The sequence below is a fragment of the Acinetobacter sp. Marseille-Q1623 genome (genome assembly GCF_902809895.1).
In the GTDB taxonomy this organism is placed as follows: domain Bacteria; phylum Pseudomonadota; class Gammaproteobacteria; order Pseudomonadales; family Moraxellaceae; genus Acinetobacter; species Acinetobacter piscicola_A.
Window position 1 is genome coordinate 1,523,231 of sequence record NZ_CADDWG010000001.1, and the last position, 21,892, is coordinate 1,545,122.

The 21,892-nt window shown below is 36.8% G+C and carries 21 protein-coding genes; 8 read left to right on the forward strand and 13 right to left on the reverse strand.

All coding sequences use genetic code 11. The annotated features are described in order from the left end of the window. Positions 1–139: 139 nt before the first annotated feature. From gyrA to HUV91_RS07275, 5 genes are all read right to left on the reverse strand, one after another. Positions 140–3,139: a DNA gyrase subunit A gene (gene gyrA / locus HUV91_RS07255; RefSeq protein WP_174492989.1), complete on the reverse strand. Its 3,000-nt coding sequence runs from the start codon at positions 3,137–3,139 to the stop codon at positions 140–142. 440 nt (positions 3,140–3,579) lie between these two features. Next, a complete protein-coding gene (locus tag HUV91_RS07260) occupies positions 3,580–4,071 on the reverse strand; it encodes a DUF2147 domain-containing protein (RefSeq protein WP_130072802.1) in 492 nt (163 codons plus the stop codon). A gap of 312 nt (positions 4,072–4,383) precedes the next feature. Beyond that, the gene (locus tag HUV91_RS07265; RefSeq protein ID WP_174492990.1) at positions 4,384–4,785 is read right to left on the reverse strand and encodes a hypothetical protein; all 402 of its coding nucleotides are present in this window, start codon (positions 4,783–4,785) and stop codon (positions 4,384–4,386) included. 501 nt (positions 4,786–5,286) lie between these two features. After that, positions 5,287–6,219: an FAD-binding protein gene (locus tag HUV91_RS07270; RefSeq protein WP_130072804.1), complete on the reverse strand. Its 933-nt coding sequence runs from the start codon at positions 6,217–6,219 to the stop codon at positions 5,287–5,289. 17 nt (positions 6,220–6,236) lie between these two features. Next, positions 6,237–6,989 (reverse strand): electron transfer flavoprotein subunit beta/FixA family protein, encoded by a 753-nt coding sequence (locus HUV91_RS07275; RefSeq protein WP_130072805.1) that lies wholly within the window; start codon positions 6,987–6,989, stop codon positions 6,237–6,239. A gap of 587 nt (positions 6,990–7,576) precedes the next feature. Between HUV91_RS07275 and HUV91_RS07280 the strand changes: the two genes are divergently transcribed. Continuing rightward, positions 7,577–8,215 carry a GNAT family N-acetyltransferase gene (locus tag HUV91_RS07280; RefSeq protein ID WP_174492991.1) on the forward strand — a complete coding sequence of 213 codons (639 nt, stop codon included), beginning with the start codon at positions 7,577–7,579 and terminating at the stop codon, positions 8,213–8,215. On the opposite strand, the gene HUV91_RS07285 is transcribed toward HUV91_RS07280, so the two are convergent. The 6 genes from HUV91_RS07285 to HUV91_RS07310 all read right to left on the reverse strand — a co-directional run bounded on the left by HUV91_RS07285 (position 8,163) and on the right by HUV91_RS07310 (position 13,989). Next, positions 8,163–8,543 (reverse strand): hypothetical protein, encoded by a 381-nt coding sequence (locus HUV91_RS07285; protein ID WP_174493605.1) that lies wholly within the window; start codon positions 8,541–8,543, stop codon positions 8,163–8,165. The genes HUV91_RS07280 and HUV91_RS07285 overlap by 53 nt on opposite strands. A gap of 313 nt (positions 8,544–8,856) precedes the next feature. Further along, positions 8,857–9,774 carry a tyrosine recombinase XerC gene (locus HUV91_RS07290; protein ID WP_130072807.1) on the reverse strand — a complete coding sequence of 306 codons (918 nt, stop codon included), beginning with the start codon at positions 9,772–9,774 and terminating at the stop codon, positions 8,857–8,859. 111 nt (positions 9,775–9,885) lie between these two features. Next, the gene (locus HUV91_RS07295; RefSeq protein ID WP_174492992.1) at positions 9,886–10,161 is read right to left on the reverse strand and encodes a hypothetical protein; all 276 of its coding nucleotides are present in this window, start codon (positions 10,159–10,161) and stop codon (positions 9,886–9,888) included. A gap of 86 nt (positions 10,162–10,247) precedes the next feature. After that, on the reverse strand, positions 10,248–11,663 hold the full coding sequence (gene glnA / locus HUV91_RS07300) for a type I glutamate--ammonia ligase (RefSeq protein WP_171457446.1): 1,416 nt from the start codon (positions 11,661–11,663) through the stop codon (positions 10,248–10,250). A gap of 767 nt (positions 11,664–12,430) precedes the next feature. Further along, positions 12,431–12,964 carry a GTP-binding protein gene (locus tag HUV91_RS07305; RefSeq protein ID WP_174492993.1) on the reverse strand — a complete coding sequence of 178 codons (534 nt, stop codon included), beginning with the start codon at positions 12,962–12,964 and terminating at the stop codon, positions 12,431–12,433. A gap of 80 nt (positions 12,965–13,044) precedes the next feature. After that, entirely contained in the window at positions 13,045–13,989 is a 945-nt protein-coding gene (locus HUV91_RS07310; protein ID WP_174492994.1) for a hypothetical protein, read from the reverse strand. A gap of 702 nt (positions 13,990–14,691) precedes the next feature. On the opposite strand from HUV91_RS07310, the gene HUV91_RS07315 reads away from it, so the two are divergent. From HUV91_RS07315 to HUV91_RS07345, 7 genes are all read left to right on the forward strand, one after another. After that, positions 14,692–15,276, forward strand: a complete 585-nt coding sequence (locus tag HUV91_RS07315) for an anthranilate synthase component II (RefSeq protein ID WP_217431191.1) — start codon at positions 14,692–14,694, stop codon at positions 15,274–15,276. A 13-nt stretch (positions 15,277–15,289) separates the two neighbouring features. After that, positions 15,290–16,336 carry an anthranilate phosphoribosyltransferase gene (trpD, locus tag HUV91_RS07320; RefSeq protein WP_130072813.1) on the forward strand — a complete coding sequence of 349 codons (1,047 nt, stop codon included), beginning with the start codon at positions 15,290–15,292 and terminating at the stop codon, positions 16,334–16,336. A gap of 30 nt (positions 16,337–16,366) precedes the next feature. Then, a complete protein-coding gene (gene trpC, locus HUV91_RS07325; RefSeq protein ID WP_174492995.1) occupies positions 16,367–17,173 on the forward strand; it encodes an indole-3-glycerol phosphate synthase TrpC in 807 nt (268 codons plus the stop codon). Between the two features lie 65 nt (positions 17,174–17,238). Next, positions 17,239–17,682, forward strand: coding sequence for a hypothetical protein (locus HUV91_RS07330; protein WP_130072815.1), 444 nt, complete (start codon positions 17,239–17,241; stop codon positions 17,680–17,682). Between the two features lie 154 nt (positions 17,683–17,836). After that, on the forward strand, positions 17,837–18,538 hold the full coding sequence (locus tag HUV91_RS07335) for a Smr/MutS family protein (RefSeq protein WP_130072816.1): 702 nt from the start codon (positions 17,837–17,839) through the stop codon (positions 18,536–18,538). Positions 18,539–18,678: 140 nt separating this feature from the next. Further along, positions 18,679–19,227 carry a GTP cyclohydrolase I FolE gene (folE, locus tag HUV91_RS07340; protein WP_171457450.1) on the forward strand — a complete coding sequence of 183 codons (549 nt, stop codon included), beginning with the start codon at positions 18,679–18,681 and terminating at the stop codon, positions 19,225–19,227. A 63-nt stretch (positions 19,228–19,290) separates the two neighbouring features. Next, a complete protein-coding gene (locus HUV91_RS07345) occupies positions 19,291–19,650 on the forward strand; it encodes a cupin domain-containing protein (RefSeq protein ID WP_130072818.1) in 360 nt (119 codons plus the stop codon). A gap of 14 nt (positions 19,651–19,664) precedes the next feature. On the opposite strand, the gene HUV91_RS07350 is transcribed toward HUV91_RS07345, so the two are convergent. Both HUV91_RS07350 and HUV91_RS07355 read right to left on the reverse strand, forming a co-directional pair. Continuing rightward, positions 19,665–20,384, reverse strand: coding sequence for a hypothetical protein (locus HUV91_RS07350; RefSeq protein ID WP_174492996.1), 720 nt, complete (start codon positions 20,382–20,384; stop codon positions 19,665–19,667). Positions 20,385–20,486: 102 nt separating this feature from the next. After that, positions 20,487–21,842: a diguanylate cyclase gene (locus HUV91_RS07355; RefSeq protein ID WP_174492997.1), complete on the reverse strand. Its 1,356-nt coding sequence runs from the start codon at positions 21,840–21,842 to the stop codon at positions 20,487–20,489. Positions 21,843–21,892 lie beyond the last annotated feature (50 nt).

Sequence of the window (21,892 nt, forward strand, 5' to 3'; positions counted from 1 at the left end):
GCATTTAACTTTCATTAAGCAACCAAGTTATCACAGATATAACTACAAATAAAACTCATCTATAAATTAAAATGATAAATATTTAAAGTGATATGCAATAAAAAAGAGCGCCGCAGCGCCCTTTCTCAATAACTACAAATTACTCATCAATGTCATTATCAATAGAATCAGTGTCACCTTCTTCCATGATTGTTTCATCAATCACCAGCTTTTCTTGATCCACTAATGCTTCACCATCAATGGTTTCAACTGACTCTAAAATTTCTTCATCTTCTTCAACCGCTTCAACCGCAACAACGCCAACCAAGATTTCTTCATTACCTAAACGGATGAGACGAACACCTTGTGCATTACGACCTGTTTGTGCAATTTCAGAAGCACGAGTACGCACTAAAGTACCACCATCAGAAATCAACATCACCTCTTTGGTGACGTCAATTGCTACAGCACCGACCAATTCACCATTACGCTCAGAAGTCTTAATGGCAATAACACCTTTACCACCACGTTTCTTGGTTGGGAAGTCATCGACAGAAGTACGTTTACCATAGCCATTGGCAGAAGCACATAATACTTCGCCCGTTTCAGGAACAACAACGAGTGAAACAATACGGCTCACGAAACTTGAATCTGAAGAATCTTCATCTTCAGAATCTACATCTGTTTCTATGTCTTCATCCGCTTGTGCAGCTGCTAATGTCACACGCATACCACGAACACCTTTCGCAGTACGTCCCATCACACGCGCATCTGTTTCAGAGAAACGAATTGCCTTACCTTCGTTTGAGAACAACATAATTTGCTGTTCACCATCCGTAATTGCAACACCAATCAAGGTATCTTCGTCTTTCAGCTCAATAGCACGTAAACCATTTGAACGAACATTACTAAATTGTTCTAATTCAACACGTTTTACTGTACCTGAAGCGGTTGCCATAAACACATAGAAGTTTTTACGAACACTTTCAACACGTTCAGCAAATTCTGCAATTAAATCATCTTGTACATCTGTTGTTGAAAGCTCTAAACCTATTTCTTTCAACTGCTTACGTAAAGCATCAGACAAGTCATCAGGGTTTTCACCCAATTCAGCAAAAGCAGCTTTCAATGCTTCATAATGCGAATCAATGACTGAATTTTCACGAAGCTTCGCAACATTGGCACGCGTAAAACTTCTAAACTCAGCTAAACGCTCAGTAAATTTCTTCGGTGCATCAATCACAGGAAGAATTGCTGTAATGGTTTCCTCAGCCTCCAATGGCAATAAGTTCACCATCGGACGACCTTTCGCACCACGCGAAGCTTGCGGTACTTCAAATACTTTCAGACGGTAAACCTTACCGACATTGGTAAAACAAAGCACGGTTGCATGGTTCGATGTCACGATTAGATGTTGAATATAATCGTCTTCTTTCATCGAAGTTGCTGATTTACCACGTCCACCACGACGCTGTGCAGCGTAGTCTGACAATGGTTGAGTTTTCGCATAACCTGTTTTAGAAACAGTCAATACAACTTGCTCTTCTGGAATTAAATCTTCACGAGAGAAGTCAATACGTGACTCAACGATTGCTGTTTTACGAGCATCGCCATATTGTTGCAAGATCAAAGCAAGTTCTTCTTTAATCACGCCCATCAATAAATTAAAGTCATTTAAAATTGCTGTAAGTTCAGCAATTTGCGCTAGAATCTCAGAATATTCCGCTTGTAACTTATCTTGTTCAAGACCCGTTAAACGATGCAAACGTAATTCTAAAATCGCACCAACTTGTGCAGGTGATAAACGATAAATTGCGCCATCTAAACCAAATGGACGATTTGGATCTTCACCCTCAATCTCTTCAGGGCGTACAGAAATCGCACCTGCTTTTTCAAGCAAGGCAAGTACATTACCCCCAGCCCATTCACCTGCTTGCAAACGTTCACGTGCTTCTTGTGGATTTGCCGAAGTCTTGATGGTTTCAATAATTTCATCAATATTGGCTAAAGCAACAGTCAAACCTTCTAAGATATGACCACGTTCACGTGCTTTACGCAATTCAAACATCGTACGACGTGTTACCACTTCTTGACGATGACGAATAAATGCCGCAATGATATCTTTCAAATTCATTAACTTAGGTTGCCCATTATCAAGACAAACCATGTTGATACTGAATGAATTTTCAAGCTGTGTATTTAAGAATAGGTTGTTTACAATCACTTCAGCGTTTTCTCCACGCTTTAAATCGATTGCAATACGCATCCCTTCTTTGTCAGATTCATCACGAAGTTCTGAAATCCCTTCAAGTTTTTTCTCTTTCACCAATTCAGCAATACGCTCAATGGTTTTTGCTTTATTGACCTGATAGGGAATTTCAGTAAAGACGATTGTGGTACGACCCGTTTTTTGGTCTTCTTCAAAATGATATTTACCACGAATATGTAAACGTCCTTTACCTGTACGGTAAGCATCTACAATGCCTGATTTCCCATAAATAATACCGCCCGTAGGGAAATCTGGACCAGAAATATGTTGCATCAATCCTTCAATTGAAATTTGAGGATTTTCTGCATATGCCAAGCACGCATTAATGACTTCCGTCATATTGTGTGGCGCCATATTGGTGGCCATGCCCACTGCAATACCTGTAACACCATTGATCAACAAGTTAGGAATACGCGTCGGCATCACCTGAGGAATACGCTCAGAACCGTCGTAGTTATCTTCCCATTCGACTGTATCTTTTTCTAAATCAGCCAACATTTCATGGGTCAATTTACGCATACGTACTTCGGTATAACGCATTGCCGCAGCACTGTCACCATCAACCGAACCGAAGTTACCTTGACCGTCTACCAATTGATAACGCAAACTAAAATCTTGCGCCATCCGAACAATTGTTTCATAAACAGCAGAGTCACCATGCGGGTGATACTTACCGATGACATCACCGACAACACGGGCAGATTTTTTATACGCTTTGTTATAGTCGTTGCCTAACTCGTGCATAGCGAATAGCACACGACGATGAACAGGTTTTAGGCCATCGCGAACATCTGGTAATGCACGTGAGACAATAACGCTCATCGCATAGTCTAGATATGAGTGCTTGAGTTCATCCTCAATGGCAATCGGTCTAGTTTCCGATACGCTCATGCATACTCCTTATTTCAAGCAACAAAGTTACTCGATTTATATCGTCAATCTTGCAAAAATTTGACCTAAAAATAATAAGTCAAAATCTAAAATTCAGCCGGAAATTATAGCATAAAAACTTCACTTTTTGTGGCTTTAAATGGCGCTAAATCTTGTTAAATTTATGCATTTAAATGACAATTTTTCGTCCGTTTCAATCATAAAATTAATTCAGCAAAAGCCGCATAAAAAAGTCTGACAAAATGATTGGAAAATTCATATTTTAAAAATTTATAAGTCAAAAAACTTCTCTATGGACTCAGGTAATAAAATTTATTTTTTAAATCTTAGAGCTAAAATAAGGCAATTGAGCCAAAAATTAAATGCGATGAAAAATCAACCTTCTAAATTATTTGATTCAGACAATTTAGAAGGGTGAACACTGTTAAATCAATAACCTATTATTTATTAATCTCTGCTTGAGGGTCATTCACTTTAACCCACACTTGGGTACGCCCTAACATAGATACCCCAATAAAACCCCTTAAACGTAAGCGACGACCATCTGCAACCAATTGCCCTTTTCCTTCAAAAATCTTACCACTCTTTGCCTCTAAAACCTTACCATGGATAAAGTTATTTGGCTTTTTAGGATCTTCAATAAAACCCGATAAAATCTGCATACCGATTAAAGGTTTATTTCTATAAGGTTCAGGACATTTTGTACAATGTGTCAACGGCACGCCACCTGGAGCAGCAAAACGATGGACAATAAATCCGCCATACGTCCCATTTTCTAACTTTTTGATTTCAATAATAGACAACGCCTCTCCTGTGCGATCATCTACGCTTTTCCAATACCCCACCAATGGACTAGCAGCATAGACTTGTGCGAACAACCCCATTCCCAATAAAGCAATTAACGCAATTTTTTTTAAAATATTCTGTTTCATCTTATGTCCTATAAGAATTATTACTCTTCCTCTCTGGAAGCAAGGTTTATATTACTTATCGCCTTATAAAATACAATTGTTTTTTAAAACAAATCACTGATTACTTTTAGATATTTCATTATTTAAAACACATTTCATATAATTTTTATTAGAATTATTCTCTTAAATACATGCTCCACCATTGAGCAGCAATAGTATTTTTTCTTTAAAAATATTCTGTGTTTTAGCATCAAATATCAAAGGTTCTGATTTCAGCCATTATTTTTCTATAAACATAAAAAACATATTTTGCTTCAATCGCGCATTTATACTTTAGGGAATAGCGTTACTATTCATTCCATCAAGAATTGCCAATACAAAAATGATCACTGCCCACACAATATAAATAAATACCTTCTTATTTTTTAATGGATGCTCCACAAATCTACCTTGTGCCCGTAAAATTTTTTCTTGTGTTATATCAAATAGTTTTCTTATTTCATTTTTAGCTTTATGCTCGTTCTTTAACGATTGATTCGAATTTGAATGTTGATATGGCTTTATATCCGCATCTTGATTCAAAATATGCTGCTTTTGTCGTTTGCCTCGGTTTAAAGATCGGACATAACTCCCTGTGAAATCATCAAAAGCTTGCTGATGCTTTAAGCGTACACCACAGATTCCACATCGGACTGCTTCATTGATATTTTCAGCATTGCACTTATGACATTTCATTCTATTTATCCTCTTTTTATCCCCCTACAGGAACTGTAAGTCCAATTTTTTAAAATATTTTGCCCATCAAAAATCAATCGATATACAAAAGTTACAATGAGAGCGTTCAGTCTAAACAGTACATAGACAAGAATTAAAATAATTAATCCCAATAAATCCACACCAAAATCCAAGGACTCCAATGTAGATAATATTTTTTAGATCGATCTTTTCTAAAAGCATCTTGCAGTAAAAGACAAGCCGTACAAGCCAATATTATACCGAATATGGAAAAAACAATCATACCGAAGCGATCGTCCGCCATGTTTATTGTCATAGCATAGACCATTACGAGCATCATCATGCCCACGAACAATGCTGATTGAAAAACAATGATTCTTTTAAAAATATGATCTTGTGTAAATTTTAAATTTATGTTCATTGAACTTATCTATTTTTAATTTAAATAAAAAACGCCCTTAATATCTTAAGAGCGTCTTTTTTGAAACTTAAAGTTCAGAATTAAAGTTTAGAAACTAACTCTGGAACTACAGTATTCAAATCACCGACTAACCAGTAGTCAGCTACAGCATTGATTGGCGCTTCTTCATCTTTGTTGATCGCTACGATCACTTTAGAATCTTTCATACCCGCCAAGTGCTGAATCGCACCAGAAATACCGACAGCGATGTATAGGTCAGGCGCAACGATTTTACCTGTTTGACCAACTTGCATGTCGTTAGGAACGAAGCCAGCATCAACCGCAGCACGTGAAGCACCTTGAGCAGCACCAAGCTTATCAGCAAGTGGATCAAGTACTTTGTGGTAGTTCTCACCAGAACCAACACCACGACCACCTGAAACAACGATACGCGCAGCTGTTAATTCTGGACGTTCAGATTTCACGATTTCTTCAGAAATGAACTTAGAAATACCAGCATCACCTGTAGAAGCAATTGCTTCAACAGCAGCTGAACCGCCGTCGCTTGCAACAGCATCAAAAGCAGTACCACGTACAGTTGCAACAACGATAGATTCGTCAGATTGAACAGTCGCAATCGCGTTACCAGCATAGATTGGACGTTTGAAAGTTTTAGGACCTTCAACAGCGATGATGTCAGTGATCATGCTTACATCTAATAGTGCAGCAGCACGTGGAAGAATGTTCTTACCCGTCGTTGTAGAAGCAGCTAGGATGTGAGAATAACCCGCACCGATAGAAGCTACGAGTTTAGCCACGTTTTCAGCCAATTGATTTGCATAAGCAGCATCATCAGCAAGTAATACTTTGCTTACGCCAGCAACTTTAGCAGCAGCATCAGCAACTGCTTGAGCACCAGAACCTGCAACCAATACAGTGATATCACCACCGATTTTTTGAGCCGCAGCAACAACGTTTAATGTTGCACCGTTAAGTGCTTTATTGTCGTGCTCAGCGATAACTAAAATACTCATGATTTTATCCTTCTGTATTAGATCACTTTCGCTTCATTTTTTAATTTTTCAACAAGCTCATCTACAGATTTCACTTGTACGCCAGCTTTACGCTCTGCAGGTGGTTCAACTTTAACTGTTTTAAGTTTAGACGTTGAAGTAACACCATAATCAGCAGGAGATTTCGTATCAAGCGGCTTTTTACGTGCTTTCATAATGTTTGGCAGCGCAGCATAACGTGGCTCATTCAAACGTAAGTCAGTCGTAATAATTGCTGGAAGTGCAAGTTCAACAGTTTGTAAACCGCCATCCACTTCACGTGTTACTTGTACTTTGTCGCCTTCAACTTTAACTTCAGAAGCAAATGTACCTTGACCTGAACCAAGTAAAGCACCGAGCATCTGACCAACTTGGTTAGAGTCGTCATCAATTGCTTGTTTACCTAAAAGGATGAGTTGTGGTTGTTCTTGTTCAACAACACCTTTTAAGATTTTAGCAACTTCTAAAGCACCCAGTTGGCTATCATCAGCTTCAACCAAGATACCACGGTCCGCACCTAATGCCATCGCAGAACGGATTTGTTCTTGTGATTCTTTAGGGCCAATAGAAACCACAACGATTTCAGAAACAGTTCCTTTTTCTTTTAAGCGAACCGCTTCTTCCACTGCGATTTCATCGAATGGGTTAATTGACATTTTAACGTTAGTAAGGTCTACCCCACTATTGTCCGGTTTAACTCGAACTTTAACGTTGGCATCAACCACACGTTTTACAGCAACAAGAGCCTTCATGTAATCCTCGGCTGTTTTAGCAAATGTAAATGTTAAGAAGAGTTATCATAACCCTTCATTTAAAATTATTTAGGTGTCCTATCTTGCAATGTGTTTGGCATTTCGGTCAAGTCACAATTCACTAAAGTGATGTAAAAAAGCGTAAAAATAGTTGAACGCACAGTTCAAAAATATTTTTTTCAAACAATTCACTTTGTTTTAGCTATTATTCAATAAAATTTTAAATATTGATTTTTAAGGTTTAATAAATTTTCAATCACGCTATTTTCAACTTTCTTAAGATATAAAACCAATAAATGATCTTAAAAAAAATTTCACTCAAAATTACTGATTCAGCTTATCAAAAATTGTCATTTAAGATATAAAACTGAAAATTTAGGTATTTTTTTAAATATTTTTTACGTTTGCTCACAACTTTCTTTTTAATTTTCCGCATTCTTTTAGATAAACAACGAAATATCTTCAATAAATTACCTTCATCTGATGCAAAAAAGTTGTTTTTTGATCGACCTACAGGATTAAGCTCATGCTACTGCACAGTTACTGTAAAATATTTTTACACCTACAATAATTTAGGTCATTTTAAAATGTTAACTTACCAGCTTGAAACCAAACGTTTATATTTACGCCAATGGCAACGCTCAGATGTTCCAGCTTTTGTACAATTAAATGCTGACCCCAAAGTCATGCAATATTTTCCAAAATGCCTAACAGCAGATGAAAGTGAACAATTGGCTATATGCTTTCATAATTTAATTCAGGACAATCAATGGGGGTTTTGGGCAGTTGAGTTAAAACAAACTCAACAGTTTATTGGTTTTGTTGGTTTACATGCACAACCCGAACGCTTTAGCTTTTCCCCATGTGTTGAAGTCGGTTGGCGTTTAGCACACCACTATTGGCATCAAGGTTATGCAACCGAAGCCGCCGAAGCATGCCTCGCTTTTGCATTTGAAATATTAAATCTAGATACTGTAGTGGCTTTTACAGCACATCTTAATCTTGCTTCTGCCAAAGTTATGCAACGTTTAGGTATGACTTATTTATATGACTTTGATCATCCTGCCTTGGCAAAAAACCATCGACTTTCCCAACATGTCTTGTATCAGATCACACGACATGAATTTATACTCCGCTCAAACAAGAGTGAAATTGTATATTCAAAAACAGATGCTAATAAGAAGAACTACTTTGAGCCGCTAAAAAATCTCGGTGAATATGACTGAGTGAAATTAAATCTTGATGCTCTAAATCAAATATCTGCCAAACTGCTAAAAAATCTTCCTTTGCATCCACATGCTCTGACACAGTTTTTGCTGCTTGCCATTGTTGATCAGAAATCCATAAATATACTTCTTGAGTTTCAGTATTTAATGCTTGCACTTTACCTTCCGCATTAATTCCTAGGACTTTTCCTTGTTGTGGTAAAGTCGCCTCAATTTTCGGCAGACTAAATTCCACAAAATGTTTAACTTGACGTAATCCATAGCCACGAAAAATTTCTTTTTGCGCTTCAGTCAATTGTTGATATTTTTGCTCAAGCTCAGGAATCATTTTATTACCCAGTACATGTTCAACATCTTTTTTTAAAAATGGAAAAAATCGTGCACATCGCACGTTGCCTAAAACATATACAATAGAGCGCCACAAAATACAATTATCCTTTTGGCTTTTTTATTGATAAAAGATGCAAAGCATATTGTCTAGTCATATAAGTTTTGATTTTTTATTGCGATTTCAGCTTACACTCAAAGAATGCCAAATAATCTGCATTCATGTAAATTGTAAGAGACCGTGTATTTTAGAGTTTCACCCTCTTCTAATTAACTAAAATTTGTCATTTGCACATTTATTGCGGTATATAAAGCTACTTTTTAACTGCTCTTGGATGTGCTTGATCATAAACTTGTGCTAATCGATCAAAATCAATATGGGTATAAATTTGGGTCGTAGTAAGATTACTATGTCCAAGCATTTCTTGCACTGCACGTAAATCACCACTATTTGACAATAGATGACTCGCAAAACAATGACGTAATAAATGCGGATGTAAATCTACATTTACTCCTGCACGATGTGCTTGATATTTTACTCTATTTTCAATTTGTCTCGGGGTGATTGCATTTCCTTTTTGGCTAATAAACAGTGCAGATTCAGCCACAAATTCTCCCTGCCAAATTCGATAAACTTTCAACCAATCAATCAAACTTTGTTTGGCTTTACTTCCAAAAGGAATAATACGTGTTTTGTTACCTTTCCCTGTCACTCTAAGGAGTTGTCGATTAAAATCAAGATCTCGAATTTTCAAACCTTGTATTTCTGCTAGACGTAAACCACTAGAATACAACAACTCTAAAATGGCTTTATCACGTACCCATAATTGATTTTCTAAGGGTTTTTCAGGTGCTGCTTGATCCATAATTTGATTGACCGTTTCAATATCAATCATACCGGGCAATGGTCGAGGTTGTCTTTTTAGCTGCAAATCATCCGCAGGATTCATTTCCAGATAATGCCCTTGCTTTGCCCATTTCATAAACTGACGAATCGAGCTCAGATGACGCTGTAGGCTGCTTGAAGTTAATTGATCTTTTTCGACTTTATAAGCGAGGTATTCTCGTAAATCCGCTGCTTCAATTTGATTAAGCTCAATGTGTCGCATATAACAAAAGTCAATAAAACCTGAAACATCACGAAAATAAGCATCTAATGTATGTTCAGATTGATTTTGCACTTGCCGATCTTTAATCCACATGGAAAGCAGTTGCATTGCACCATATTGCATAAATCATCCTGTGAAATTAAACCTGCATAAACTGAACGAAAACACTCATTTTCTGGCATTCATATATTCATCAATATAATAACTTCAATAAAAACATATGCAAAAAATAAATTATGCACTATCTGTTTTTGCAATCACCTCAAACTTACCTTGTGGTGTTTTCACTAAAATCATCCCATCCGTACTGATGTAAAAACTTTTTGGATAATCAAAATTCAAAGCAAGTTCAGGGTTTCTTAACGCAACAAATTCAGCCTGTTTATACCCTTCAATAGTACGTCCAACTTCAAAATAAGTCACTTCAGAAAAATTCAGCTTAAAGCCTTTTTCATGGTCTTTACAATCAATCCATGGGAAAAATCCAATATGTTTTTTACGTTGTGCCATTTCAATCCATCAATCTCTTATATATACCTATCATACAAAAAAACCCGCACAAGGCGGGTCTTTTTTACAAGCATAATTCTTATGAATTACAAGCTGTAGTACATATCAAATTCAACTGGATGCGTTGTTGTATTTAAACGACGAACTTCTTCAGTTTTAAGCTCGATATATGCATCAAGCATATCTTTAGTGAACACGCCACCTTTCAACAAGTAATCATGATCCGCAGCAAGAGCTTCAAGCGCCATATCTAAGCTATGTGCAACTGTTGGGATTTTTGCTTCTTCTTCAGGAGGAAGGTCATACAAGTTCTTATCAGCAGCTTCACCTGGATGGATCTTGTTTTGAATACCATCAAGACCAGCCATTAACAATGCAGCAAAACCTAAGTACGGGTTCATCATTGGGTCAGGGAAACGTGCTTCAATACGTTTACCTTTAGGGCTAGAAACGTAAGGAATACGGATAGAAGCTGAACGGTTACGCGCTGAGTAAGCAAGCATAATTGGTGCTTCAAAATGTGGCACTAAACGCTTATACGAGTTTGTAGAAGGGTTTGTGATCGCATTCAATGAACGTGCATGCTTGATTACACCGCCAATGAAATACAATGCCATTTCTGACAAACCAGCATATTCATCACCAGCAAACAAGTTCTTACCATCTTTAGAGATTGACATATGAACATGCATACCAGAACCGTTATCACCTACCATTGGTTTAGGCATAAAGGTTGCTGTTTTTGCAAATTGATGTGCAACATTCCAAACCGCATATTTAAACTGTTGTACTTCATCCGCTTTACGAACTAAAGTATTGAAACTTACACCAATTTCTAATTGACAAGATGCAACTTCATGGTGATGCACTTCAACACGACCAGGTCCCATAATATCTTCAATACGAGCACACATTTCAGCACGCATATCTTGTGAAGAATCAACAGGTGGAACTGGGAAATAACCACCTTTCACACGTGGACGGTGACCAGAGTTACCCGCCTCATAGTCTTTACCTGTTGACCAAGCTGCTTCTTCAGCAATTAATGTATGACGTGCGCCAGACATGTCAATGTCCCATTTCACTTCGTCGAATACAAAAAACTCTGGTTCTGGACCAAAAAATGCAGTATCACCGATACCTGTTGATTTTAAATATTCTTCAGCACGGCGAGCAATCGAACGTGGATCACGTTCATATCCTTGACCTGTAGAAGGTTCAATAACATCACATGTTACAACAACAGTTGCTTCAGCAAAGAATGGGTCTAAGAAACATGATTCTGGATCTGGACGCAAGATCATGTCAGATGCTTCAATACCCTTCCAACCTGCAATTGAAGAACCATCAAACATTTTACCGTCTTCAAAAGTATCTTCATCAATACTATCCGAAGGATAAGTTACGTGTTGCTCTTTACCCTTAGTATCAGTAAAGCGAAAATCGACCCATTTTGCGCCACTTTCTTGGATGAGTTGTAGGACCTTGTTCGCCATGCTCATTTTGCTCCGATGATTTTTTGTTGCACATGTGATTGTGCGTGTTAGTAGTTAGTATTAATAAAGCAATTACCATACCAACTTCAAGAATATTTGCTAAAAGGTTGAATTCCTTATCAGAAAATACGCTTTAACTTGTTTATACCCGTACTATTATACAAGCCGTATTTATAAATGCACCATCTTCATACACACTTCTTTGTTTTAAATATTTAATGCCGCCTTTAATTGCACTATTATTGTGCAATTATTTATATGTGTATTATCTTGGTGCTCATTTTATCTAATTATCATACTTTTGATCGTACTTTATGCAAAGAATAACTTAAATATTTACTCTAAATCCTAGACAAAAAAGAGCATCACGCTAGAACAATGAACTTTTACGCCCATTAGATAATGTTTCGATACATAAGACAAAAAAAATTACGATGCTTACAAAAATTGATCATGCAAAAATTTGGCTTTTTTCCTGATTTAAATCTTATACAACAAGCATCGTTAGCATTCAAAAATGTACAGTTAACTATATAACGTATCTGTTAAATTAAATGATAAATACCTTATGACATTTCTTCTTAAAATATTGTTTAAAATTGCATGATTATTTTTTCATGTAGATCGTGTAATTTCACACACTCAAGAATCATATTTTTTGTTATTTTTATGCATAACCATTTAAATAAAAATCGGGTTTTAATGCACCATTTTCGTTATAAATCACAACTCAAACCACAAACCCGACAATATTATTTTAACTGGTTACACACTTAGGATATTTCAATTTCAGCACGTGCAATCAATGCTTCAACCACAAGCAACACATCATCTTTTTTACGTGCATCAACTGCAAAAATTGGCAAATCGTAATTTTCCATCTCACTAAAATCACGGTAAATTTTTAATAGACTTTGCGGATTTTCATCCACATGGGTAATACCGACAATAATATTTCCCACATGTGCTTTAAAAGATTCAAGATAGAATTTCAAATCATCTAAGGCATTTTTTCGTGAATGATCGATCAATACTATTGCACCAATTGCACCTTTACAGATCACTGACCAAATAAAATCAAAACGGTCTTGCCCTGGCGTACCATACAAACCAACCACAACCCCATCTTCGAGTTTGATTTCGCCATAATCAATACCTACCGTTGTTAAAGCCTTGGTATGTGCGTCTTGATCTGTATTTAATGCTTCAGTTGAAAGTACTGAAACCTCAGAAAGTGATTTAATGGCTTCAGTCTTACCTGCCCCCATAGTACCACCAAATACAATTTTGTATTTCTGTAAGATCAATTTTTTCTCCCTTGTCCAATTTATGGACGATTAACAACTTTAATTTTTAAATTAAAATTTTTATAAAACTTTAATATATCTTATAGACCGAGTTTTCGTCTGAGTTTACCAAAGAAACCTTTTAATACGCCTTCAGATTTCTCAGTTTTAAGGACTAACTTTGCATCTGTCTCAGGAATTTCTTTTACAGCATCGATCAAAACGGCAACAGCCACAAATTGTTGAATAATAGAAAGTTTAATTTCTAATTTTTTTTCAACTTGGCTGATACTCGCACCTTTTTCAAAACATGCTGCTATTTTAAATACATTTTGTCGATCATAAGCAGATTGCGGTTGTGGCCAAAACTTTAATTTATAAAAAGTATTTACATTTTGCTCTTTTAATAATTGCGGTGAATTCCACAATAAATTCCACAACCAATTTTTTAGATCTTGACCTTGCGTTGAATCTACACTTTGCACTTTTTGCATCGTTGCATAAGTATAGTTGAGTGAATTGTCTGTGCTATTGGTTTTACGTTCTGGGTCTACCCATACTTGCTCTTTACGGATATTAATGAGTGCAATATTGCCTTGATGATCAAAAACCTGAATATTACTATTTCTTTGATCGATCAACTCTTTGATTAATTTATTTATATCAGTAGTTTGGGAAGTTTTAACTACACGAATATCCTGATTAGATGTTTTTAAAGGGGTACCTAAATAGCGCGCTTTAAACCATTCTCGAATATCATCCGATGCTGAGAATGGTAAATATAGAGCATCATTTTCAATCATTCCTGCTTTATCTTGTTTGTTGACCAAACGTAAATAAGCAACTCGCTGACTCCCGACCAAATTTTGAATAGTGGGTGAGCCAAAAAACATATCATTGACCAAAAGTATGTCTAATTGTGGATCTGCAATATTAACCCAATTGATCTGGATGGATTCGTCATATAGCGCCTGAATTTTTTGTTTTAGGCTTTCTAATACATTTAGACTTAATCCAAAGATTGCTATTTTTACTTCTTCTCTCACAAATTCTTCCCCTAAAAACATGTGACGATATTATCATTTTTAAATAAAAATGCAAAAAATAACCATTGAAAAATCATCAATCTGTTCTTTTTTACAATGTATATCAATATATTAATAAATTGTTTAATTAAAGTTTTATCAATTTGACCGATAGCATCATATACAAAATTGATTTTTACATAAATTCAAGTGATTTGTCATCTAAATTCAGATCAAAGTTTAAACTATTTTAGACCTTAAAATATAATCTACATCTTTAACCATTTTGAATGAAATCATATTTATACATCTATTACTTGCTCCTTATTCAGCATATCATTTTTGATAACTCAAAATACGATTGAAAAATATCCTTTAAATCATATTTTAAATTTACTAAAATATTACCTTAGCTTTCGAATGCAACCACTGACCTAAGCTATAATTATATTTTTTTTAACAACATAGCAACTAAATAATACGATTTAATGAATAGAATTTTTAATACCCAATTCAAACATTAATTAGCCCTTAAGTTTTTCATAGAAATCTTATATAAAACAAAAATTCAAAGAATTTAAAAAAGAATCTGCTATGATAGCGTGCACTTCGTAGGCTTTCTTATTTTGTGCCTAAACCAAGTGTTTTTAAATGAGGAACTCAACAGTGACTCAAAAAATCCAAACAAAATAAATGTATAAATAACTAGAGGTTATGCTTAATATGCTTCTCATGATCGACAACTATGACTCTTTTACCTACAACATCGTCCAATATTTTGGCGAGTTAAATCAAGAAGTAAAAGTCGTCCGTAATGATGCCGTGACTTTGGAAGATATTGAGCGATGGCAACCAAAGTATCTTGTGATTGGTCCTGGTCCTTGCTCTCCATCTGAAGCTGGCGTTTCTGTGCCTGCGATTCAGCATTTTGCAGGGAAAATTCCAACCCTTGGCGTCTGTCTTGGACATCAGGCAATTGGGCAGGCATTTGGTGGTGACATTGTTCGTGCCAAAACCGTGATGCATGGTCGTTTATCTGACATGTACCACAGTGATACAGGCATTTTCAGCAATTTACCTTCTCCATTCTCAGCAACTCGCTATCACTCTTTGGTGATTGATCAAGCGACTTTGCCTGAATGTCTTGAAATCACTTGCTGGACCAATGAAGCCGATGGCTCAATAGAAGAAATCATGGGTGTAAAACATAAGACATTGCCAATAGAAGGCGTGCAGTTCCATCCTGAATCCATCCTGAGCCAACACGGACACCAAGTCTTCAAGAACTTTTTAGATATTTATGCATAATTGAGTGACCCAAATGAATATTCAACAAGCTTTAAATAACATCACCAAAAATATTGAACTGACTCAACCGCAAATGGAAGCAGTGATGCGTACCATTATGAGTGGTGAAGCCTCAGATGCCCAAATTGGTGCGTTGATGATGGGTTTACGCCAAAAAGGTGAAAGTATTGATGAAATCACCGCAGCGGCACGTGTCATGCGTGAATTTGCCATCAAAATCGATGTCAGTGATATTCCCTATTTAGTCGATATTGTCGGTACAGGCGGCGACGGACAAAATTTATTTAATGTCTCGACCGCATCTTCTTTTGTCATTGCAGCTGCAGGTGCAACCATTGCCAAACATGGTAACCGTGGTGTGTCATCCAAGTCAGGCTCTTCTGACTTATTGGAACAGGCAGGCATCAACCTTGATTTAAATATGCAACAAACAGAACGATGTATCCGTGAGATGGGCGTCGGTTTCTTATTTGCTCCAAATCATCACAAAGCCATGAAATATGCAGCTGGCCCCCGTAAAGAGTTGGGTTTCCGTAGTATTTTCAATCTTCTTGGTCCGCTTACGAATCCGGCTGGGGTGAAGCGCTTTGTCATTGGTGTATTTTCCACTGAACTTTGCCGTCCTATGGCGGAAGTTTTAAAGCAACTTGGTGCTGAGCATGTGATGGTGGTTCACTCCAAAGATGGTTTGGATGAAATCAGTCTAGCTTCAGCAACTTATGTGGCTGAACTTAAAAATGGTGAAGTGACTGAATGGATGATTCAGCCTGAAGAGGTTGAGATTGAGTCTCAGACATTAACAGGATTATCTGTAGACAGTGCTGCTGAAAGTCTTGCACTGATTAAAGACGCTTTGGGTAAGAAAAAATCGGCAAAAGGTGAAAAAGCAGCCAACATGATTGCTTTAAATGCAGGTGCAGGGATTTATGTTTCAGGCTTAACCAACTCCTATAAACAAGGTGTGGCTTTGGCACATGACATTATTTATGGCGGACAAGCTTTGGAAAAAATGGGCGTTTTGTCAGAATTTACCAAAACCCTCAAAGAATACGAAGCTTAAGCATTTAGCCAAAATTTAAGGAATATCATTATGGTGGATATCGCCAATACCATTTTAGGTAAAATTGTAGATCGTAAACACGAAGAATTTGCAGCACGTTTAAAACAACGCAGTTTAAAAGATGTTGAAGAACTTGCTCAGGCAGCAACACCTGTACGTGGTTTTGCCAACGCTTTGCACAGTAAACGTCCTGCGGTGATTGCTGAAATTAAAAAAGCATCTCCGTCCAAAGGTATTATTCGTGAAAACTTTAATCCTGCTGAAATTGCTGAACAATATCAACATGCAGGTGCAGCATGTTTGTCTGTGTTAACGGATATCGATTTCTTTCAGGGTGCGGATGAAAACATCCAAATCGCGCGCAGCCATTGTGACTTACCTGCCCTGCGTAAGGATTTTTTAATTGATCCTTATGGTGTGATTGAAGCGCGTGCTTTACATGCAGATTGTATTTTGTTGATTGTGGCAAGTTTGTCAGATCAGCAACTCGAAGAAATGTCGAAAACCGCATTTGAACACAATCTGGATGTATTGGTTGAAGTCCATGATGAGGAAGAACTTGAACGTGCAATGAAGCTTTCTGAGCGTTGTTTATTGGGCGTGAATAATCGTAATCTAAAAACCTTTGATGTCGATTTAAATACATCTTTCCGTTTGAAAAAGTTGCTTGATCCTTCTCGTTTGCTGATTACTGAAAGCGGAATTGCCACCCCTGAAGATGTTCGAAAAATGCAGGAACATGACATTCATGCATTCTTGGTTGGCGAAAGTTTTATGAAACAACCACGTCCTGATCATGCTTTTGCAGAGTTGTTTGGTGTGCCTGAGAAGGTTTGATCAACTTTTAAATGTCAGCTTGATCAATCGATTAAGCTGACTTAGTATTAAAAAAGAAGAAAAAAATGGATATAAATTTCTCAAGTCCAATGGGTACTCAACCCTTGAAAAATGGAAATGTACTTCATGAGCATCAAATTGGTGACACTTTAATTTATATAGAATTTACCAAACATCATGAGATGTTGAATTTTCATCAAAAAGTGAAGCGCAGATATTTGTCTGACTACAAAATTATTCCACAAATCAATGAATTTTCACAAAATATTTTCTTAAAAAAATTTCCCAAATACCAATCTCTCATTACAAATATAAAATCTACATGTTTAATGGTATATAGCTATAGATACTTTATCGATCAAGATTACGTTGAGTATGATTGTTTTATTAATCATGATTTTATGGATTTGATTGATGATCCTAAAATGTATGATGAGCTATATGAAATTTTAGAAAATGAAGCTGTCTTTTTAAAATACAAAGATGGAATTATTGAGGAAGATATATGAAAGATTTTTTTAACTAAATAATTTAAGATTTAGCATTTCTTTCATACTATCCCACTTAGAATTCTATCTATACAATAAAACCAATACACTTCAAAAATCGCCAATTTAAGCTATAATAGTCAACAAATTCTGTTCATTGACTGTTTTAAATATTATGAGTAATTCTGATTCTCCATTTTCCAAATCACAACTCGATTTATTAAAACAATTCAAGAAACAAATCACTCATCCGCATTCTTCAAAAGTTGCAGCACAGCCTGAACCTAAGAAAGTTCAAGAAACTGCACCTGAAGAAATCAGCGATGCAGATTTATTTAAAACAGCTTTGGGCGGCGTTAAAAAACTCGATAATAGTAATATTGCCAAAATCGAGCGTAAAGATATTCGTAAAAAACCTGATGCAAAGACCTTAGCCAAACGCGCTGCGGCTGAAGGTGCATTTGAAGTCAATGAGGCAGAACTGTCTGATACTCAAGCTATTTTAAACCCTGTAGCAAGCCAAGCTGCATTAAGTTATCGCATTGCGACCTTACAACACAAAGTCTTTGAAGACTTAAAAGCAGGTAATCTGCGTTGGTTTGAAGCGGTAGATTTGCATGGTTGTACGGTCGAAGAAGCTCGTTCAGCCGTTTTGCAAATTATTCAAATTGCCAAAGAAGAAAATCAGAATGTGATTAAAATCGTGCATGGCAAAGGTCCTGATGCCATTTTAAAAACGTATGTCAATGGTTGGCTACGTCAGCACCGTGATGTATTGGCATTTGTCAGCGCACCTGAAAAACAAGGGGGTACCGGCGCTGTTCTGGTTCTATTGAAACGTGCAGAAAAAAATCCAAAATTTGCCAAAGAATCTTGATTTACTGTATGTCAAACAGGCAAACCTCCGTAAAAATTTTATTTAAATGACGGTTTATCCCGTAGTTGGAAAATATTTGATGTTTTTCTGCTACAATGCCGTCCTTGTTCAATCCGTATAAGTGAACACGTTTTATGTCTATGCAGCAATCCTACGCAAATATTTTAACTGCCGTTGGCGAGGACTTAGACCGTCCTGGTCTGAAAGATACGCCCATGCGTGCGGCTAAAGCTTTTTCGTACTTGACGTCTGGCTATAGCAAAACGCTGGAAGAAGTGACCAATAATGCGGTCTTCCCTTCTGACAATGATGAAATGGTCTTGGTTAAAAATATCGAGTTCTATTCTTTATGTGAGCATCATTTATTGCCATTTCATGGTCGTGTGCATATTGCCTACTTACCTTCAGGTAATGTTTTAGGCTTATCTAAATTTGCCCGTATCACGGAAATGTTTGCCCGTCGCTTACAAATTCAGGAACAACTCACCAAGCAAATTGCGGATGCTGTTGCAGAAGTAACCAATGCCCGTGGTGTTGCTGTGGTGATTGATTCAGCGCATATGTGTATGATGATGCGTGGTGTCAGCAAACAGGAATCCACCACACGTACCGTATCTTTCGTGGGTGATTTTAAAACCGATAAAGAAGCACGTCGTGAATTTCTTTTGGCTGTCCCTGAAGCACACTAATCATTTGATTAAATCATTTAAGCCTCAAATTTTTGAGGCTTTTTTATAAAATGGATTGTTAAAATGTCACCGATTTATTTGGCAGGTCAAGGTTTAATGCACAGTGAAAACACCGTGGACTATCCACGTGCGGATCGTTTGGTTAAAGGCAACCCCAAACGCCTGACCCAAAGTTTATATGAACATCCCCATATGAATTGTGGGATTTGGCAATGCGAAGTCGGTGCGTGGAATATTGTATTTGCTGACAATAAACAAGAGTTTTTTACTCTTCTTGAAGGTGTTGTTCGCATTCACAATGCAGAAAATCATGATTATATTGAAGTGAAAGCGGGTGAAGCAGGTGTGATTCCACCGAGTTTTGTCGGAACTTTTGAAGTGCTTGAAGCTGTGAAAAAATATTTTGTTGTCGTTGAAAGCTAAACACTGTAGTACATTTATTTTGCTGGCGCAGATTTATATGGTGTGAGTGCTTGATCACGCTGGTCGATGACCCTATTGGGAAATCCATCCCCCCGTTCTATCGCTGCACGATAAATAGGTAAATCTTCAAGATCAATCCATAAGAGGCTATCAAAACTCACCACATTGGCTTGTGCTAAAAATTGCTGTTTCAAACGTAAATATTCAATTTTAAACTGTACCGCATCCTCTCTGCTCAAGGTTTCAAGTTGCTGCTGAAAGGCATTTATCTTTTCCGATGAAACCTTAGGAACTTGACAGCGAATCTTAATGTTCAGTAGTTGATCATGAATGACCTGAATCTCATTCAATGCCCTGCAACTTTTAAACAGCGTGGAAGTCTGCTGAATTTCTTCATCAATCACAGCCAACATCTGCTTTTTCTCTTGTATATTCAGACCTTTGCTATTCATTTCACGTAAATAATTAGCAATCCCTTGTTTGGGAAATGCATCCCGATAGCGTTTTATTTCTGCCTTAAGATCAGGATCTGCTACCATTTCTGCAACAAGTTGATCATAGGTTTGATTAGGGTCAGGATCATTTAAAATCTGTGTTTTAATCACAAGTTGGGCAATTTTGATTACTTTTTTTTGGTCATATGCGCCTTGGTCAGATGCAAATGACGGCGTTGCATCCACAATACACGTGAACAAGATTGAGACTGTAAAAATGGCGAATTTCCACATATGCATTGATGATTTTTAAAGCTGAAAACAGATTTCAGTATACCCGTTTCAAATCAAATACCACTTAAAAATCGTACTCATCCAACATTTTCAATCCGTACATCAAAATTATGCAATATAAACCAAATTACGCCCATTATTTTTTGCTGCATATAAAGCCGTATCTGCTGACTCTAAGAAACGCTGATAATCTGGATGACCATCATAACTTACCACACCAATGCTCACGGTAAATTGGACTGCCACACCTGTACTCGATAAAATTTCTGATGTCTGAATGCGTTGTCGAATCTTCTCAGCAATCTGTTCAGCCATCTTCAAATCTGTAGCCACTTGTAGCAACAAAAATTCTTCACCACCGACGCGAAAAGCATAATCACTGCCTCGAGTGTGTTCCAATATCACTTCTGCCAATAATTGCAGTGCTGTATCACCTGTAGCATGTCCATATTGATCATTAATCCGTTTAAAATGATCGACATCGATTGCAAGCAATGACAAATGGGTTTTATGTTTGCGTGCATATAGTGTTTCGCGTGAAACAATTGTATTTAAATAACGTCGATTCAATAATTGGGTCAACGAGTCATTGCCTGAACCAATATATTCAGAAACTTGAAAGAGTTGATCCACCAACAGTAAAATTTCACGATCCTGATTGCGGATTTCCTGAATCAATTGAATGGCTAAGGTTTTATCTGCACAGCTTATAATTTTTTGATTAAGCACATCGACTTTTTTAATGCCACCAATAATTTCTTTGACTTGATCCGAACTTGAAAAAGCATAGGCGGCTTTGTGTATAAACCACAAACCAAATTCGGACTTAGATAAAGAAGTATGGGTAAAATTGGTCTGATTAGAAAAAACCTTAAACATCAGTTCATTTTCCCAATCAAGCAGACTGCCGCGCTGTTTATCTTTTTGTACAGCGACATCTTGCATGGCTGAAAATAAACGATAAGTATGTTTCATATCATTGTTAATTTCAGCCTTGGCTTCATAGGTTCGACTCATAATTTCTGAGGTAAACCCCAACACCTGCACAATGTAGCTGGCAATGCTTAATAAATTTTGTTGCGGTTTATTCAGCAGGCAAAATACTTTCTTTTCAATCTGTCGAATGCCACGGATAATCAACCACGATGGAATACCAATACGGGCATGAACCTCACCCACTTTCAATTGCTTTTGCACCATTTCATAAAAGTTTTTTTGAAATGGCACCTCAAAACTTTCCAACAACCAATTATTCAATGACGATTTCAAACGACTTTGTACAATTTCATCTGAAAGGAATTCAGAAGCGGTCTTTTCTTCCATCATTTTTTTATAAAATTCGGACACTAAGACAAAAGAATTATCCTGAATAAACTGCAATGCATAAGTCAAATCTGTGTTAGAAAAATCATCACAAATCCACTGCCACTGTCGGGACAAATCGACTATGCTTGCTTCGTTCATACAGAAATTTCTCATATTTTCTTAAATTAGTATGAATAATATAACACTAT

Excerpts from the sequence above, each read along its gene's own strand:
- gyrA (WP_174492989.1), bottom strand. The coding sequence starts at position 3,139 with ATGAGCGTATCGGAAACTAGACCGATTGCCATTGAGGATGAACTCAAG.
- HUV91_RS07260 (WP_130072802.1), bottom strand. The coding sequence starts at position 4,071 with ATGAAACAGAATATTTTAAAAAAAATTGCGTTAATTGCTTTATTGGGA.
- HUV91_RS07265 (WP_174492990.1), bottom strand. The coding sequence starts at position 4,785 with ATGAAATGTCATAAGTGCAATGCTGAAAATATCAATGAAGCAGTCCGA.
- HUV91_RS07270 (WP_130072804.1), bottom strand. The coding sequence starts at position 6,219 with ATGAGTATTTTAGTTATCGCTGAGCACGACAATAAAGCACTTAACGGT.
- HUV91_RS07275 (WP_130072805.1), bottom strand. The coding sequence starts at position 6,989 with ATGAAGGCTCTTGTTGCTGTAAAACGTGTGGTTGATGCCAACGTTAAA.
- HUV91_RS07280 (WP_174492991.1), top strand. The coding sequence starts at position 7,577 with ATGTTAACTTACCAGCTTGAAACCAAACGTTTATATTTACGCCAATGG.
- HUV91_RS07285 (WP_174493605.1), bottom strand. The coding sequence starts at position 8,543 with ATGATTCCTGAGCTTGAGCAAAAATATCAACAATTGACTGAAGCGCAA.
- HUV91_RS07290 (WP_130072807.1), bottom strand. The coding sequence starts at position 9,774 with ATGCAATATGGTGCAATGCAACTGCTTTCCATGTGGATTAAAGATCGG.
- HUV91_RS07295 (WP_174492992.1), bottom strand. The coding sequence starts at position 10,161 with ATGGCACAACGTAAAAAACATATTGGATTTTTCCCATGGATTGATTGT.
- glnA (WP_171457446.1), bottom strand. The coding sequence starts at position 11,663 with ATGAGCATGGCGAACAAGGTCCTACAACTCATCCAAGAAAGTGGCGCA.
- HUV91_RS07315 (WP_217431191.1), top strand. The coding sequence starts at position 14,692 with ATGCTTCTCATGATCGACAACTATGACTCTTTTACCTACAACATCGTC.
- trpD (WP_130072813.1), top strand. The coding sequence starts at position 15,290 with ATGAATATTCAACAAGCTTTAAATAACATCACCAAAAATATTGAACTG.
- trpC (WP_174492995.1), top strand. The coding sequence starts at position 16,367 with ATGGTGGATATCGCCAATACCATTTTAGGTAAAATTGTAGATCGTAAA.
- HUV91_RS07330 (WP_130072815.1), top strand. The coding sequence starts at position 17,239 with ATGGATATAAATTTCTCAAGTCCAATGGGTACTCAACCCTTGAAAAAT.
- HUV91_RS07335 (WP_130072816.1), top strand. The coding sequence starts at position 17,837 with ATGAGTAATTCTGATTCTCCATTTTCCAAATCACAACTCGATTTATTA.
- folE (WP_171457450.1), top strand. The coding sequence starts at position 18,679 with ATGCAGCAATCCTACGCAAATATTTTAACTGCCGTTGGCGAGGACTTA.
- HUV91_RS07345 (WP_130072818.1), top strand. The coding sequence starts at position 19,291 with ATGTCACCGATTTATTTGGCAGGTCAAGGTTTAATGCACAGTGAAAAC.
- HUV91_RS07350 (WP_174492996.1), bottom strand. The coding sequence starts at position 20,384 with ATGCATATGTGGAAATTCGCCATTTTTACAGTCTCAATCTTGTTCACG.
- HUV91_RS07355 (WP_174492997.1), bottom strand. The coding sequence starts at position 21,842 with ATGAACGAAGCAAGCATAGTCGATTTGTCCCGACAGTGGCAGTGGATT.